The 14997-nt window shown below is 71.3% G+C and carries 14 protein-coding genes; 1 reads left to right on the forward strand and 13 read right to left on the reverse strand.

Annotation, left to right across the window (positions count from 1 at the left end):
* Positions 1–17 precede the first annotated feature (17 nt).
* The 13 genes from ASF53_RS20865 to croR form a co-directional block, all read right to left on the reverse strand.
* Positions 18–737 carry an RlmE family RNA methyltransferase gene (locus ASF53_RS20865; protein WP_056203200.1) on the reverse strand — a complete coding sequence of 240 codons (720 nt, stop codon included), beginning with the start codon at positions 735–737 and terminating at the stop codon, positions 18–20.
* Positions 738–919: 182 nt separating this feature from the next.
* Positions 920–2047, reverse strand: coding sequence for a Ppx/GppA phosphatase family protein (locus tag ASF53_RS20870; protein ID WP_056203202.1), 1128 nt, complete (start codon positions 2045–2047; stop codon positions 920–922).
* Between the two features lie 146 nt (positions 2048–2193).
* On the reverse strand, positions 2194–3354 hold the full coding sequence (locus ASF53_RS20875; protein WP_056203205.1) for a glycosyltransferase family 2 protein: 1161 nt from the start codon (positions 3352–3354) through the stop codon (positions 2194–2196).
* Entirely contained in the window at positions 3351–4166 is an 816-nt protein-coding gene (locus ASF53_RS20880; protein WP_056203208.1) for a lysophospholipid acyltransferase family protein, read from the reverse strand. Before ASF53_RS20880 ends, ASF53_RS20875 begins: the two co-directional genes overlap by 4 nt.
* Positions 4167–4176: 10 nt before the next feature.
* Positions 4177–5715 (reverse strand): phytoene desaturase family protein, encoded by a 1539-nt coding sequence (locus tag ASF53_RS20885; RefSeq protein WP_056203211.1) that lies wholly within the window; start codon positions 5713–5715, stop codon positions 4177–4179.
* Positions 5716–5785: 70 nt separating this feature from the next.
* Complete coding sequence (locus ASF53_RS20890; protein WP_056203214.1) at positions 5786–6673, reverse strand: type 1 glutamine amidotransferase; 888 nt, start codon at positions 6671–6673, stop codon at positions 5786–5788.
* Between the two features lie 204 nt (positions 6674–6877).
* Positions 6878–8089 (reverse strand): ABC transporter permease, encoded by a 1212-nt coding sequence (locus ASF53_RS20895; RefSeq protein ID WP_056203218.1) that lies wholly within the window; start codon positions 8087–8089, stop codon positions 6878–6880.
* Positions 8086–9054 (reverse strand): ABC transporter ATP-binding protein, encoded by a 969-nt coding sequence (locus ASF53_RS20900; RefSeq protein WP_056203221.1) that lies wholly within the window; start codon positions 9052–9054, stop codon positions 8086–8088. The genes ASF53_RS20895 and ASF53_RS20900 overlap by 4 nt, the downstream gene beginning before the upstream one ends.
* 7 nt (positions 9055–9061) lie before the next feature.
* Entirely contained in the window at positions 9062–9490 is a 429-nt protein-coding gene (locus ASF53_RS20905) for a DUF2141 domain-containing protein (RefSeq protein ID WP_056203224.1), read from the reverse strand.
* Positions 9490–11082: a phytoene desaturase family protein gene (gene crtI, locus ASF53_RS20910; protein WP_056203226.1), complete on the reverse strand. Its 1593-nt coding sequence runs from the start codon at positions 11080–11082 to the stop codon at positions 9490–9492. The genes ASF53_RS20905 and crtI overlap by 1 nt, the downstream gene beginning before the upstream one ends.
* 134 nt (positions 11083–11216) lie before the next feature.
* Entirely contained in the window at positions 11217–12716 is a 1500-nt protein-coding gene (locus ASF53_RS20915; RefSeq protein WP_056203229.1) for a helicase HerA domain-containing protein, read from the reverse strand.
* A gap of 109 nt (positions 12717–12825) precedes the next feature.
* Positions 12826–13635, reverse strand: a complete 810-nt coding sequence (locus ASF53_RS20920; protein ID WP_056203232.1) for a TrmH family RNA methyltransferase — start codon at positions 13633–13635, stop codon at positions 12826–12828.
* A gap of 67 nt (positions 13636–13702) precedes the next feature.
* Positions 13703–14176 carry a 3-hydroxybutyryl-CoA dehydratase gene (gene croR, locus ASF53_RS20925; protein WP_056203233.1) on the reverse strand — a complete coding sequence of 158 codons (474 nt, stop codon included), beginning with the start codon at positions 14174–14176 and terminating at the stop codon, positions 13703–13705.
* A 199-nt stretch (positions 14177–14375) separates the two neighbouring features.
* Here croR and ASF53_RS20930 point away from each other — a divergent pair, with 199 nt between their 5' ends.
* Positions 14376–14993, forward strand: a complete 618-nt coding sequence (locus ASF53_RS20930) for a cation efflux transmembrane domain-containing protein (protein WP_056203237.1) — start codon at positions 14376–14378, stop codon at positions 14991–14993.
* The last annotated feature ends 4 nt before the right edge of the window (positions 14994–14997 follow it).

Genomic DNA, 14997 nt, shown 5'->3' on the forward strand with positions numbered 1-14997 from the left:
GCAGCCGCCGGTGACGGTTAGTCCTGTTCGTCCGCCGCGTCCTTCGCGCCGGCCTCGCCGCGAAAGCCCGTGGCCAGCACGTAGAGTTCGCTCGAATCCGCCCGGCTCGCCTGCGGCTTGACGTGGCGCACGACCGCGAAGTCGCGCTTCAGCTCGGTCAGCAGATCGCCCTCGGTGCCGCCCTGGAACACCTTGGCGAGGTAGGCGCCGCCCGGCGCCAGGATCTCGCGGGCGAAGACTGCGGCGGTCTCGGCGAGCCCGATGATGCGCAGGTGGTCGGTCTTCTTGTGGCCGGTGGTGTTGGCGGCCATGTCGGAGAGGACGAGGTCGGCCCGGCCACCCAGAAGCTCGGTCAGCCGCTCGGGCGCGGAGGGATCGAGGAAGTCGAGGGTGATGAAGGTCGCGCCCGGCATCGGCTCGATATCGAGCAGATCGATGCCGACGATGCGCCCGCTCTCGCCGAGGATCCGCGCCGCCACCTGCGACCAGCCGCCGGGGGCGGCGCCGAGATCGACGATCCGCTGACCCGGCTTCAAGAGCTTGAAGCGCTCGTCGATTTCGAGAAGCTTGAACGCCGCGCGGGAGCGGTAGCCCTCGCGCTTGGCGCGGGCGACGTAGGGATCGTTGAGCTGGCGTTCCAGCCAGCGCTTCTGGGAGAGGGTGCGCCCGCGCCCGGTCTTCACCCGCTGCTTCAGGTCGCCGCGCAGGCCGCTGGTCCCGCCTCGCCGGTCGCTCATGATCTCGATTCCTTCACGAGCCCGTCCCTATCCCGGTCCGTCCGGCCCGTGAAGTGCGTGGCGCTTTCTGTTTTCGTATCGTCTTGTCCGAAAGCCGGTGGCTACCTTTCGGGACGATGCTTTCGCCTGTTGTTCCGCATCGTCTTGTCCGAAAGCCGGTGGCCACCTTTCGGGACGATGCTCTAGCGATACCGCCCGCGGCGCCAAACGCCGTCCTCGCGCATCATGTTCATGAGCAGACCCTCGCGCAGGCCCCGGTCGGCGATGCGCAGGCGCTCGGACGGGAACACCCGGCGGATCGCCTCGAGAATGGCGCAGCCGGCGAGCACGAGGTCGGCCCGGTCGCGGCCGATGCAGGGGTTGTCGGCGCGCTGTTCGAGGCGGGTATCGAGCAGATCCTCGATCGCGTCGCCGACCTCGTCATCGCTCATCCAGAGCCCATCGACCCGGCGCCGTTCGTAGCGGGCAAGCCGCAGATGCATGGCGGCCAGCGTGGTCACGGTGCCCGAGGTGCCGAGCAGGTGGAAATAGGGGGCGGTGGCCGCCGCCGCGGCGCGGATCGCGAAGGGGGAGATCAGGTCGCCGACCTCCTCGACCATGCCCTCGAAGGTCCGCCGCGTCACCTCGGTGCCGCCGTGGCGCTCGGCCAGCGTCACCACGCCGACGGGCAGCGAATCCCAGGCGCGGATGCGCAAGGTCGGATCGGTCGAGGGGTTGGCCGCCGCGCCATCGAGCCACGCGATCTCGGTCGAGCCGCCGCCGATATCGAAGATGACGACCGATTCCGCCCGCGGGTCGGCGAGCGCGGCGCAGCCGGTGACGGCGAGATAGGCTTCCGTCTGCCGGTCCACGATCTCAAGGTCGAGCCCGACTTCGGCGCGCACCCGCGCCACGAACTCGGCGCCGTTGACGGCAAGCCGGCAGGCCTCGGTGGCGATCACCTTGGAGCGGGCGACCGCGCGGGACTTCATCTTGCCCCGGCAGATGCGCAGAGCCTCCACCGTGCGCTCGATCGCCGCCTCGGTGAGGTGGTTGGCATTGCCCAGCCCCTCGCCGAGGCGGACGATGCGGGAGAAGGCGTCGATCACCCGGAAGCCGTTGGGCGTCGGCTCGGCGACCAGCAGGCGGCAATTGTTGGTGCCGAGATCGAGCGCGGCATAGGCGTCGCGGCGGCCGTGACGACCGGTCTCGTAGCGGGGGGGAAAGCTCTCGATCGGGCGTCCGCCTGTGATCGTGCGGGAACCCTCCCGCGATGTCTGCGGGTCGGCGGTGGGGCGGGCCGACACGGCGGCGGCGCTCTCATCCCTCATCGACGCGACCGAACTTCCTGGCGATGCAGCCCGGCAACACGCCGGGCCGTCGTAGCACCAAGGCTACAGGCGTTATTCAGGAACTGCAAAGGCTGGATGGCCGGCCTTACACGATTTGCCGCATGGATTGTTTCGCCGAAACGCCCTCAACCCGGCTCCTGCCGCGGCTTGGCCGGCCCGCCGACCGCGTAGCTGCGGCCCTTCCAGACGGCCCGGCCGGCGCGGCGCGGGCGCAGCAGCACGTTCCACTGGATCGCCAAAGCCGTGCCGACGGTGGCCGGGTGCAGGAGGATCGTCGCGAGCGGTTCGGCAACCCTCAAGGTGATCGCCGCCCGCGTCGCGAGCGAGACGAGGACGGCGGCCCCGGCCAGAAGGGCGGGCGTGTCGGCGCCCAGCGCCAGGGCGGCGGCGAGGACGAGCCAGGATAGAATATGGCCGCCGAACAGCAGCACCGTCCAAACCGGGAGCGCTGCGGGCGTGGCCATGCCCTCATGCGCGTTCTTCGAGAAGCCGGCCCAGCTCTGCGGAAAATCCCGGTACATCCGGCAGGCGGCGAGCGCGTGGCCCGCAACGAGATCGGTGTGAAGGCCCTGCTCGCGGAACAGCCGCGGCAGGCGCACGCCGTCATGGAGCGAGGTGCGGATCGCGCCGTGCCCCCCGGTCCGCCGGTAGGCCTCGCGGGCGATCAGGATCATCTGCCCGCAGGCGGCGCCGAGCGCGGGGCGGGGCGAGCCGCGCATCAGGGCGATCGGCAGGTAGCCGAGCAGCAGGAAGTCGATCATCGGCACGGTCAGGCGCTCGCCCAGGGTCTCCATCACCTGCCGCGGCACGCCGCTGACGAGATCGGCGCCGCTCCTCACGGCATGCGCGGCCAGCGCCGCCGCGCCGTCCGGCGCCAGGGTCACGTCGGCGTCGAGGAACAGCAGGCGCTCGCCGCGCGCCGCCTCGGCCAGGGCGACGCAGGCGTGGTTCTTGCCGGTCCAGCCCTCGGGCAGGGCGGGCACGGAGATCAGCCGCAGGCGCGGATCGGTGCGGGCGACGCGCGCGACAATTTCGGCGGTCGCGTCGGTCGAGTGGTCGTCGCCGACGATCACCTCGACCGGGACGCCGCGGCTGGCGAGTGCGGCCCGCGCCGTGCCCTCGATCACTGCCGCCTCGTTGCGAGCGGGAATCAGGATCGAGACGAGGCCGTCGCTCGGCGTAGGCTCGGGGCTGCGCAGGATCGCGAGATTGACCGCCGCCAGCCCCGCCGGAAGCAGGGCGAGCGCGAGGGCGAGGATCGCGAGGACGAGGAGAGTGAGTGTCATCGGGTCCGCGTCTCCTCGGAATCGCCGTCCCGGTGCCCCGGCTCGAAGCGACGGCCGGTCAGCACGGCCGCGAACCGCCGCCACCCGTCATACACGCCGCCGACCCCGCGTCGTCCCGCCAGCAGCGTCTCGAACCGGGTGGGATCGCGGGCGATCACGTCGGCGGAGAGCCGGTCGAGGGTTGCGGTCAGCCTCGCCTCCATCCGGGCGAGACGCTCCGGGCGGGGCAGGGCGAGCAGTTCGGCGGCGGTCAGCGGCGCACCGAAGGCGAGGAAGGCTTCCGCCCCGCGCTCGTCCCAGAAGGTGTATTCCACGGCGAGCGGCAGGAAGGTCGCCTCGGGGGCGATCTCGGCCAGCCGCGCGACGCCGGGCTTCAGCCCGAGCGGGCGGGTCCGCACATCGGCAAAGCGGCCCTGTGCGGTGATCCAGATCGCGCGGTTCGGCGCGCCCAGGATCGCGCCGGAGGCGGACAGGAATTGCGCACCGCCCCGCGCGCTGTCGAGATCGACGGGGAAGGCGCCCAACTTCCGGAAGATGCCGTACTTTTCCAGCATCGCGGCATCGATCGGCGCAAAGCTCTCGCGCCCCGGAAACAGGCGGTCGGCCGCGACGATCAGGATCGCCGCATCCCACCATGCCGGATGATTGGCGTAGATCACCAGCGGGCCCACGCCCGTGATGTCGGCTGGAACGCCCCAGCGGGCGAGCCGCAGGGCGTTCAGGTGGCGCCGCACGAAGCGGTCGAAATAGGCGGCCATGAACCGCCAGAGCGGGGCCGAGCGCTCGGGCGGAAGCGGTTTGCCCCGCGCCATGTCGGATAGCTCAGGCGGTCTTGCGCAGATCCGGTTCCCCGCTTCCGCGCAGGTCCTGATCGAGGGCGTCGGCCGCGATCCAGCCGGACATCATCACCATCGGCATGCCCGGCCCCGGATGGGCGGCGCCGCCCGCGAGGTAGAGGCCGCGCACCTCCCGCGAGCGGTTGCCGGGCTTGAACGCGCCCATCATCCGCCCGTGCGAGGCGAGCCCGTAGATCGCACCGTTGAGCACCTTGTAGCGGTCGTGGATGTCCTGCGGGGTGAGGTGGCGCTCGACGACGATGCGCTCCTCCAAGTCCGGCATGCCGCCGGTGCGCTTGAGCTTCTCCAAGATGGTCCGGCGATAGGCCGGAAACATCTTCGACCAGTCGTGATGCGGCCGCAGATACGGCGTGTGGACGAGGACGTAGAGCGCCTCGCCGCCCTCGGGCGCCACGCTCGGATCGGTGGAGGAGGGGGCCGCGAGATAGGCGGTCGGGTCGGGGGCCGGCTCGCCCTTGCGGTAGATGAAGTCGAACTCCTCCTCCGGGTCGCGGGAGAAGACGAAGTCGTGGTGGTTCAGGTGCTCGTAGCGCTTGTTCAGGCCGAGATAGAGCACCACGCCGGAGCAGGCCGGCTCGAAGGACTTCTTCTCGTAAGACTTGCCGACCTCGCCGCCGACGAGTTCGCGGTAGGTGCGCACCGAATCCATGTTGGAGATCACGGCGTCGTAGGGCGTGATGCCGTCGCGGGTGCGCAGGCCACGAAGCCGGCCCGCGGCGATGTCGAGCCCCAAAACCTCGTCGGCGGGCTTCATGGTGGCGCCGAGTTCGGTCGCGAGCCGCATCAGCCCCTCAGCGACCGCGCGGGTGCCGCCCATCGGGTACCAGACCCCTTCGGCCGTCTGCATATGGGCGATGGCGCAGAGCACCGCCGGCGCGCCGTAGGGCGAGGAGCCGACATATTGCACGAAGTGGTCGAGCATCTGCGCGAGCCGCGCATCCTTCACCTTGCCGCGGATCGTGCTCGCGACGGTGGCGTGCATGCGCAGAGAGAGCACATCGCGGAGCGTACCGGGGTTCATGTTGGCGCGCAGGTCGATCGTGTCGAACAGATCCTGCACCGCCTTCCAGAAGAAGAACCGCTCCGAGACGCCGTGCAGATGCTCGGAGACCGCGATGAATTTCTTGTAGCCGTCGCCCACCCCTTGGCCGGGCGCGAACCGGTCCATGGAGGCGGCCATGGCGTCCACGTCCTCGATCAGATCGACGCGCGAGCCGTCATCGAAGAAGCAGCGCCATTGCGGGTCGAGGCGGCGCAAATCCATGTAATCGTGCACCGAGCGCCCGGCTTCGGTGAAGATGCGCTCCAGCACCCGCGGCACGGTGAGGATGGTCGGGCCCATATCGAAGCGGAAGCCGCCCTCGTGCAACACCGCGGCCTTGCCGCCCATCCAGTCGTTCTTGTCGTAGACCGTGACGCGATGGCCGCGCGCGGCCGCCACGCAGGCCGAGGCCAACCCACCGAGCCCGCTTCCGACGACCGCGACCGAAGAACCCTGGCTCATTGGAAACGTGTCTCCCGCGCGGCCTGACAAGAAGGCCGACAAGGCAAAGCTAGATGCGCAGCAGGGCGGGTCAACGTGCCACCCGGTCGCGCTCGGTCCATTCCACGCCGCGGGCTGTGGACAGGGACCCGAGAAAATTGCCGATTTCCCGGCGCCGCTGCCCGGATTCGAGCACGTCGGCGCCGATTCCGAGGCGCCACGCGCGGTGGCGGCGGGCGGCGCCCTCGCTCCCGTCGAGATCCGAAATCTCGTCCGCATAGGCCTCGACCGCGGCGTGATCGGCGGCCAGCCCCGCCGAGACGACCTCCCCGGCGCTCAGCCGCAGCATCGCGGCGAGTTCGTCGAGGTCGGTTTCCGGGTGGTACTGCGTGCCCCAGAACAGCCCGCTGCCGTAGCGGATCTCGATCGCCTGCACGTCGAGCACGGCATTCGCCGCGAGCACCCGCGCGCCGGACGGGGCGCCGACGACCGCATCGAGATGGATCGCGGGCGCGTCCCAGGCGGGGGCGCGACCGGCCAGCAGCGGGTGGGCGGCGCCGTCGCCCGTGGCGGTGAGGCGCCGGGCGAAACCGTATTCCGGCCCGCGCGGGTTCTCGCCGACATCCCCGCCCGCGATCGCCGCGGCGACCTGCATGCCCCAGCACGAGCCGAAGACCGGCAGGCCGGCCTCCAGCGCCGCGCGCATCAGATCGAGCTGGCGCCGCACCGCCGGCCCGCCATCGGCAAGCCGCAGGATGGAGCCGGTGAGCACCATCCCGTCGAACCCGGCGAGGTCGGAGTCGATTCCGGAATCGGCATCGGCGGGGTTTACCAGCGTGCAGGCCGCCTCGGGCGCGAGGTCGGCCACCACGGCGGCGAAGGCCTGCGAGGTGGTTCGGCCGACGGCGGCCTCGCGCTTCGCACGGCCGTCGCGGTCGTTGCCGTCGGCGATCAGCAGGCGCAGCATCGCATTCGTCATGGGGGTGGGGCGGCTCCGACAACATCCGGGCGAGACGGGCGAAAGGGCCTGCGGATGCGAACGAAGGCCCTGCCCGATCCGCCCGGCGCCGTCGCGGAGACGGGTCGCCACGGGTCAATCCGCCTCAGAGCGCTTCGCAGAACGCGCGACCTCGGACCGCTCTCTCTGGCGACGACGGCGCAACGGGCGTCTCGTGAGAGACCCTCAGACGGTTCTCCGGCCGACCACCCCGACCGCCACCGCCAGCCCCACGGCCGCCAGTCCCGCCAGCACACCCCAGGCCGGCAGCGCTGCCGCCGCGCCTTCGCCGAGGGCCGCTTGGTAAGCCTCGATCGCCCAGGCGTTGGGCGTCAGCCAGCCGGCCTGCTGCAGCCAGGGGGGCATGAGGAAACGGGGCACCATGCTGCCGCCGACCGCCGAGAGCAGCAGCACGCCGAAGGTCGCGGCCAGATGCGCCTGCTGGCGGGTCGCCGAGAGCGAGCAGGCGGCCAGCGCGAGGCCGGCCGCCATGGCGGAGACGAGGATCGAGGTGACGAGCCAGCCGATCCAGTGGCCGGAGACATCGACGCCGTGCAGCAAAGCGGCGGCGGAAAAGATCAGCCCGGCCTGGACCACGCCTTGGCCGAGCAGGAACAGGAATTTGCCCAGCACGATCACCGGCAGGCCGCCGGGTCCGGCGGCGAGGCGGTCGGCGAGGCCACCCTCGCGCTCGTCCACCAGGGAGAGCGCCCCCTGCATCGCGGCGAAGAGCAGGAACACGGCGGCGATGGCGCCCGCATAGTAGCTCACCCGCTCGTTGCCGCGCCCGCTCGCGGTGGTGCGGGTCTCGACGAGGCGGGTGAAGGAGAACGGCTCCTTCTTCGCCCGCTGCTCGGCGAAGGCCTCGTCGAGGAAGGCGCGCTCATCCGGCCCGATCTTGCCCGAGCGCTCCACGTCCGCGACGATGCGCGAGAGGATCACGTCGGGCAGGGCATCGTTGAGGGCGCGCTGAAGCTGGCCCAGCGCGATCGGCGTGGCGAGCGCCCGCGACGGGCTCTCGATCAGCAGCACCGGCTGGCTTGCCGCCGCGTTTGCCTTGTCGGGGCCTGTCGGCGCCGCGAGGTCGCTGCGCAGCACCAGGGCCACATCGACCTCGCCGCGGCGCACGGCGCGGATGGCCGCCGCCTCGTCGGTCACGTCCAGGCGCGCGATGCGCAAGGACGGCTCGGCCTCCAGCGCCGTGACGAGGCGCTGCGTGGTGGCGGTGCCCGCGAGATCGACGAGCCCGAGATGGATGCGGATGCGATCGCCGATCGCGCCCGAAAAGATCGCCGCGAAGATCGCGAAGATGACGGTGGGCAGCACGAAGGCCATGGTCAGCGCCGCGCGGTCGCGCACGAGCGAGAGCCACATCACCCGGAACGCCGCCGCGATCACGCCGCCGTCTCCAGGCCCGAACGGTCGGCGAGGCTGTCGCGGTAGAGGGTTTCCAGGCCGGGGCGGCGCACGCGGATCTCGGCCACCGGCACGCCGACTCCCCGCAGGGCGGCGAGGAGAGCCGCGCCGTCGAGCCCGCCGGCGGCACCGTGGTCGGCGCGCCAGAACCGCGGGTCGCCCGTGAGCGGCGAGAAGCCGGAGCGCCGCAAGGCCGCCTCGGCAGCGGCGTCCGGCGGGCTCTCCAGCACCGCCTCGTGCTCGGGCGGGGCGGCCTCGAGCGGGCGCATCAGCGCGGCCAGAGCGCCTTCGAGCCGGATCCGCCCATCGGCGAGGATGGCGACGCGGTCGGCCAGGCGCTCGGCCTCGGAGAAATCGTGGGTGCTGATGACGAGCCCGGCGCCACCCGCGCGCAGGCCCGCCAGCACGGTGTGGATCGATGCGCGCGCGTCGAGATCGACGCCCTGCGTCGGCTCGTCGAGCAGGATCAGGTCGGGTTCGCTGAGCAGGCTCACGGCGATGTTGACCCGGCGCTGGTAGCCGCCCGAGAGGGTGGCGACGAGGCGGCCCGCCACCTCGGCCAGCGCACAGCGCCCGATCGCCGCCGCAACCGCCCCGCGTCGCTGCCCGCGCTTCAGGCCGGCGAGCCGGGCGAACACGTCGAGATTCTCCGCGACGGTGAGGCGGGGATAGAGCGCGATCTCCTGCGGCACGAAGCCAATCTTCTTTCGCGTCGACCGGTCGGCATGGGGGTCGCCGCCGAGAATGCGGACGCTGCCGGCATCGGGCTTGAGCCGCCCGGCGAGCAGGCGGATCAGGCTGGTCTTGCCGGCCCCGTTCGGCCCGAGCAGGGCCAGCGTCGTGCCGCGGAGGAGGGTGAGGTCGAGCCCGCGCAGGGCCGGACGGCCGCGATAGGCGAGGGTGGCGCCCTCGACGGAGACGAGGGGCGGGGCCTCGATGTGCATCATTCGGCCGTCAGCGCCGCGGCAGGGGACGGGCGATGCGGATCCGCACGGCGGCGCCGGGTTCGCGCAGGGCGAAGCTCGCGCTAGCAAAGTCCGGCCGGGCCCGGCGCGCCACCGCGCCGGAGAAGCCGTAGGGCTCCAGCGGCAGGCCGAGCCCCGTCCGGTCGAGCCGGCCGTTGCCGTTCTCGTCCTGAAAGGCGGCGACCGCCCAGATGCCTGCGGGCACGTCGGTGAAGACGAAGCGCTCGGCGGTGCCACGGGCCGGGGCGCTCCGGCCAATCGGGCAGGCATTCTCGCTCAGCCCGCCCTGGCACAGGGTGACGTAGACCTCACCCAGCCCCGGCTCCGCCCCCTCGACGATCACCTCCAGGCCTGCCGCCCGCGCCGGACCCATCAGGGCGGCCAGCACGGCAAGGCCCGAGAGACAAGCCAACCGCATCAACTCGGATCGCCCTGCGTGGCAAGCGGCGACGTCGTCGGCAGGTCCGCCAGGATCGCGGGGGCCTTCTCCTTGGCGAGATCTTCGATCAGGAGCCGGGCCGAGATGCGCGCACCCTCGTAGATCACCGGAAGGCCCGAGCCCGGATGGGTGCCGCCGCCGACGAGGTAGAGCCCCGGCCCAAAGCGGTTATGGGGCCGGAACCACAGCATCTGCATGAGATCGTGGGCGAGGTTGAAGGTCGCGCCCTCGTGCACCGCGAACTCGTCGCGCCAGTCGCGGGGATCGACCACGCGCTCGTAGCGGATGCGGCTCTCGATGTCGGGAAGGCCGAGGAGCTTCAAGCGCTCCAGAATCAGCTTACGGTAGGTCGGGCCGACCGTCTCCCAATCGATACCCGCCTTCAGGTTCGGCACCGGCACCAGCACGTAGAGGGCGGTATGGCCGGGCGGCGCCATGCCGCCATCGGTGAAGCCGGCATGCTGCACGTAGATCGAAGGCTCCATCGGCAGCGTTCCGCCGGTGATCTCCTTGATGTTGCGCTCGTATTCCTTGGCCAGCAGGATGGTGTGGTGGCCCAGACTCTCGGGCATTTTGCCCTCGATGCCGAGGTAGAGCATGTAGGTCGAGCAGGAGAGGCGGGCCTTGCCGATCTTGGCGTCGCGCCAGCGCGGGCGCCGCTCCTCGGGCACCAGATCGCGGATGACCTTGGCGAAGTCGCCGTTCACGACCACCGCGTCGGCCTTCAGCGTCTCGCCGCCGACGACCACGCCGGTGGCGCGCTTGCCCTCGAACAGGATCCGCTCGACCGATTGCCCGAGGCGGATATCGACGCCCATGCGGCGGGCGAGCCCCGCCATCGCCTCCGAGACCGCGCCGCAGCCGCCGACCGGGTGATAGACCCCGTGCTCGTATTCGAGGAACGAGAGGATCGTGAACAGGCTCGGGCAGCGGAAAGGGCTCATCCCGAGATATTTGGTCTGGAACGAGAAGGCGAGGCGCACCCGCGGGTCGGCGAAGTAGCGCTTGAGATCCCGGTCCACGCTGCGGCCGGGATGGAGATGGGGGAGGGCGGCCAGCATGGCCGGGCTGGCCATCGACAGGATGTTGTCGAAGGGCTGCTCCAGCACCGGCTTGAAGTAGTTCAGCTTGGTCCGGTTCTCTTCGAAGAACTTCTCGACGTTCTCGGCATCGTCCGGGGCGAGGCGGGCGATTTCGGCCTTCAGCCGCGGCACGTCGCCAGTGGCGCGGATCTGCCCTGAAATGCCGCCCTCACCCTCGAAGACGAGGTTGTATTGCGGGTCGAGCCGCTCCAGCCGGACATGGTCTTCCAGGCGCTCGCCGCAGGATTCGAAGATGTCGGCGAGGATCTGCGGATAGAGGAAGAAGGTCGGGCCGATGTCGAAGCGGTAGCCGCCCGGCGCCTCCACGGTCTTGGTGCGCCCGCCGACTTGGGCGTCCTTCTCGATCAGCGTGACGTGCAATCCGGCCTTCGCCAGGAGCAGCGCCGTGGCCAGCCCGCCGGGGCCGGCCCCGACGACGATCGTGCGGCGGCCCGACAGGGTACGCAAACCTTCCCGCGACTGCAGCAACGCCCCAAGACTCCCAACCTGACATCGTCGGCGCAATCTTGGCCGGAAGCGGGCCAGGTGCAAGAGGCACGGATTGTCGCGTGCCGCCGGTTCTCAACAGGTTCTGGCCCTGTTACGGCCGGAAGCGGCCGGGTTCAGGGCCGGCGCCGACGCAGCGGGAGCACGGCGGCCGCGCCGATCTGCGGCCCGGTCTCGGCATCGAGATCGGGCACGGCGATGATCGGCGCCCCGCGCAGATCCCGGCGCATGACGATGGCGCCGCGCTCCTCCAAGTAGCCCAGCATGCGCCGGGCGCGCCCCGCCGAGGAGGTGCCGTAGGCTTCCGCGAGCGCCGCGTCGGACGGGCAGGGCGAGCCTTCGAGCGCCGTGCGGGCGATGAGCAGGAACAGCCCGGCGAGATCCTCCGGCAGGCCGGCGGCGATCTCCTGCGCCCGTTCCCAGCCGGGCCCTTCCGCGGTGGCACCCTGGACGCCGGCCCGCGCCACGGCGAGCCGCCGCTTGAACTCGGGCAGGCCCATCGCCTCGCCGCCGATCCGGCGGATGCGGCAGCGGACGGTGAAGTCCTGGTAGAGGGTGGCGGGCGTGCAGGCGGCGGCATCCGAATCCGCAAGCACCGAGGCGAGGATCTCGGCCATGGCCGCCTCGCGCTCGGCCGGGTCCATCGGCTCCTCTTCCGGCAGATCGTCGCGCACCGGCGGGCGGTAATTGGCGAGTTGGACCAGCACGTCGGGGCCGGGCGTGCGCACGGGCTTGGGCCGGGGGGTGGGGAGGGGCCGGGCCTCCTCCTCGGCCGAGGCCGTCATGATCAGGGCGCGCGCCTCCTCGCCCATGGTGGGCAGGGGGAGCAGGTCGGGGGCAGAGTTGCGGCTCTCGGTCACCGTCGGGCCGATGGCGATCGGCAGCGGGCGCTTCGAGAGCGCCGGGCCGAGGCCGACGAAATGGCCGCGGGCGAGGTCGCGGAACATCTCCGCCCCGCGGCGGTCGAGGCCGAGCAGGTCGGCGGCCCGCGCCATGTCGATGTCGAGGAAGGTGCGGCCCATCAGGAAGTTCGAGGCTTCCGCCGCGACGTTCTTGGCGAGCTTGGCCAGACGCTGGGTGGCGATGATGCCGGCCAGTCCGCGCTTTCGCCCGCGGCACATAAGATTGGTCATGGCGCCGAGCGAGAGGCGGCGGGCCTCGTCGGAGACTTCGCCCGCAGCGGCCGGGGCGAAGAGCTGCGCTTCGTCCACCACCACCAGCATCGGATACCAGAGCGAGCGGTCGGCATCGAACAGGCCGCCGAGGAAGGCGGCGGCGGCGCGCATCTGGTCCTCGGCGTCGAGCCCTTCCAGTGAGAGCACGACGGAGACCCGATGCTCGCGCACGCGAGCGGCGATGCGCAGGAGTTCGGCCTCGTTGCCGTCCGCCTCGACCACGACATGGCCGTAGCGCTCGGCCAGGGTGACGAAATCGCCCTCGGGATCGATGATCGCCTGCTGCACGAGGCCCGCGCTCTGTTCGAGCAGGCGCCGCAGCAGGTGCGACTTGCCTGAACCGGAATTGCCCTGGACGAGGAGGCGCGTCGCCAGCAGTTCGGTGAGGTCCATCATCCCGGGCTTGTCGCCGGCCCGACCCAGATCGATCTCGTAGCCCATCCCGTACCCCGCTGGCGCCCGCTGCTTCTAACATGCGCGGACCGGCCGGGGTCCGCGAGGGCTTCAGCCGTCCACAGGCGGGAAGCCGCAGCCCCCCGAGGGTTCCGCTTCAGCCCGCGAGCCGGCGTCCCGCCAGATGATGCAGCGCGATCGCGCCGGCCGTCGCCACGTTGAGCGAGTCGAAACCCGGCGCCATGGCGATGCGCACGCGGCGGGCGCGGGCCATCAGCGATTCAGGCAGGCCGGGCCCCTCGGTGCCGAGCAGCAGCAGCGTGCGGGCGGGCGGCTCCAGGGCATCGAGCGTCTCGCTCCCGCCGGGAGTGAGCGCCAGCGGCGTCAGGGCGTGGCGCTCCGCAAGGTCGAGTAGCGCCTTCCCGCTCGGCGCACGGGCGAAGGGCACGGTCAGCGCCGCGCCGGCCGAGACGCGGATCGCCTTGCGGTAGAGTGGATCGCAGGTCTCGGCGTCGAGCCAGACCGCGTCGGCGCCGAAGGCGGCGGCGTTGCGGAAGAGGCCGCCGACATTGTCGTGGTTGGTCAGCCCCACCAGTCCGACGACGAGGGCCGGGGCCGGAGCAGGCGGGATCAGGGATTCGGGTGGAGGCTCCTGGCCGCGCAGGCCCACGGCCAGCACGCCGCGATGGATCGGAAAGCCCGCGACCGCGCTCATCACGTCCTTGCCGGCGAGGTAGACCGGCGGCCCATCCCCGCTCAGCAGATCCGAAAAGCCCGGCCAGCGCTCGGGCGCCAGCAGCACCGATTCCGCGGCGAAGCGGGCGCTGCCCGAGAACAGCAGCCGCAGGGTCACCTCACCCTCGACGATGAAGCGGCCCTGCCGGCCCACGAGGTCGCGCTCGCGCACGGCCCGGTAGGCGCAGAGCCGCGGGTCGTCCGGATCCTCGATGGCGATCGGTGCGGGCAATGGAGGTCTTCCCTGCTATCGCATCGTCGTTCTCCGAAAGCCGGCAACCACCTTTCGGGACGATGCTTTAAGCCCGGCCGCCGCCCATGCGCATGGCGAGCGGGTCGGCCTCTTCCTTCTTCGGCACCTTCACCAGGGCCTCGCCGTCGAGCACCACCTCGTCGCCGACGGAGCAGGTGCAGGCGAGCCGGGCGCGGCGGCGCTCGGGGATCAGCTCGGCGACCTCGACCTTCACCTCGACGACATCGCCGATGCGCACCGGTGCGCGGAAGTTCAGGGTCTGCGAGATGTAGACCGCGCCCGGCCCCGGCAGGCGGGTGCCGAGCACCGCCGAGATCAGACCCGCGGTGTAGAGGCCGTGGGCGATGCGGGTGCCGAAGGGCGTGCGCGCGGCGAAGTGCTCGGAGAGGTGGATCGGGTTGCGGTCGCCGGTGATCTCGGCAAAGCCCACCACGTCGGAGGAGGAAATCTCCTTCCTGAGAATTTCCGTCAGTCCGACTTCGAGATCCTCGAAGTAGAGCACGCGCAGTTCGGGCAACATGGTCAACGCCTCCCCGGTCCGGATCGCCGCTCGATAGGCGGCTTGGCTGTCCTTTGGCAGATCTTTCGCCTTGCACAGCCGCGCGTGCAAATCCAGCCGGACAATGGGCCGAGAGGCCCGCCGCCGGGAAGGGCCTCGACAGGGCAGGGCGCCCCGGTCCATCACCGGCCCGCTTCGCCCCACCCTCGGGAACCCGCCGGTGCCTCGTCTGCCGCCCTCGCCAGGTCTGCGCCCGGTCGTCGCCCGCGTGGCGGCGCTAAATCTCGGCTATTTCGGCATCGAGATCGCGGTGGCACTCGCCATCGGCTCGGTGGCGCTCATCGCCGACAGCCTCGACTTTCTGGAAGACGCCGCGATCAACCTGCTGATCTTTGCAGGAATCGGCTGGAGCGTGCGCAACCGGGCGCGGCTCGGCACTCTGCTTGCCGGCATCCTGCTGGTGCCGGGCCTCGCCACGGCCTGGGCGGCCTACGAAAAATTCTCGGAATTCACCGCGCCGGCGCCCGTGCCGCTGACGCTGACCGGCCTCGGCGCGCTTCTCGTCAACCTCGCCTGCGCGCTGATGCTCGCCCGCCACCGCGACGGCCATGGCAGCCTCACCCGCGCGGCCTATCTCTCGGCCCGCAACGATGTCGCCGCCAACGTGGCGATCATCATGGCGGGGCTTGCCACCGCGCTGACCCAATCGCCCTGGCCCGATCTCGTGGCGGCCGGCGGCATCGCCGTCATCAACGCCGATTCCGCCTTCGACGTGCTCAAGGCCGCCCGCCGCGAATGGCGCGCCGCGGCCGAGGAGGCGGCGCAGGCCCGCGCCTGACGCC

Origin of the sequence: Methylobacterium sp. Leaf123 (assembly GCF_001423405.1) — a bacterium.
GTDB lineage: Bacteria > Pseudomonadota > Alphaproteobacteria > Rhizobiales > Beijerinckiaceae > Methylobacterium.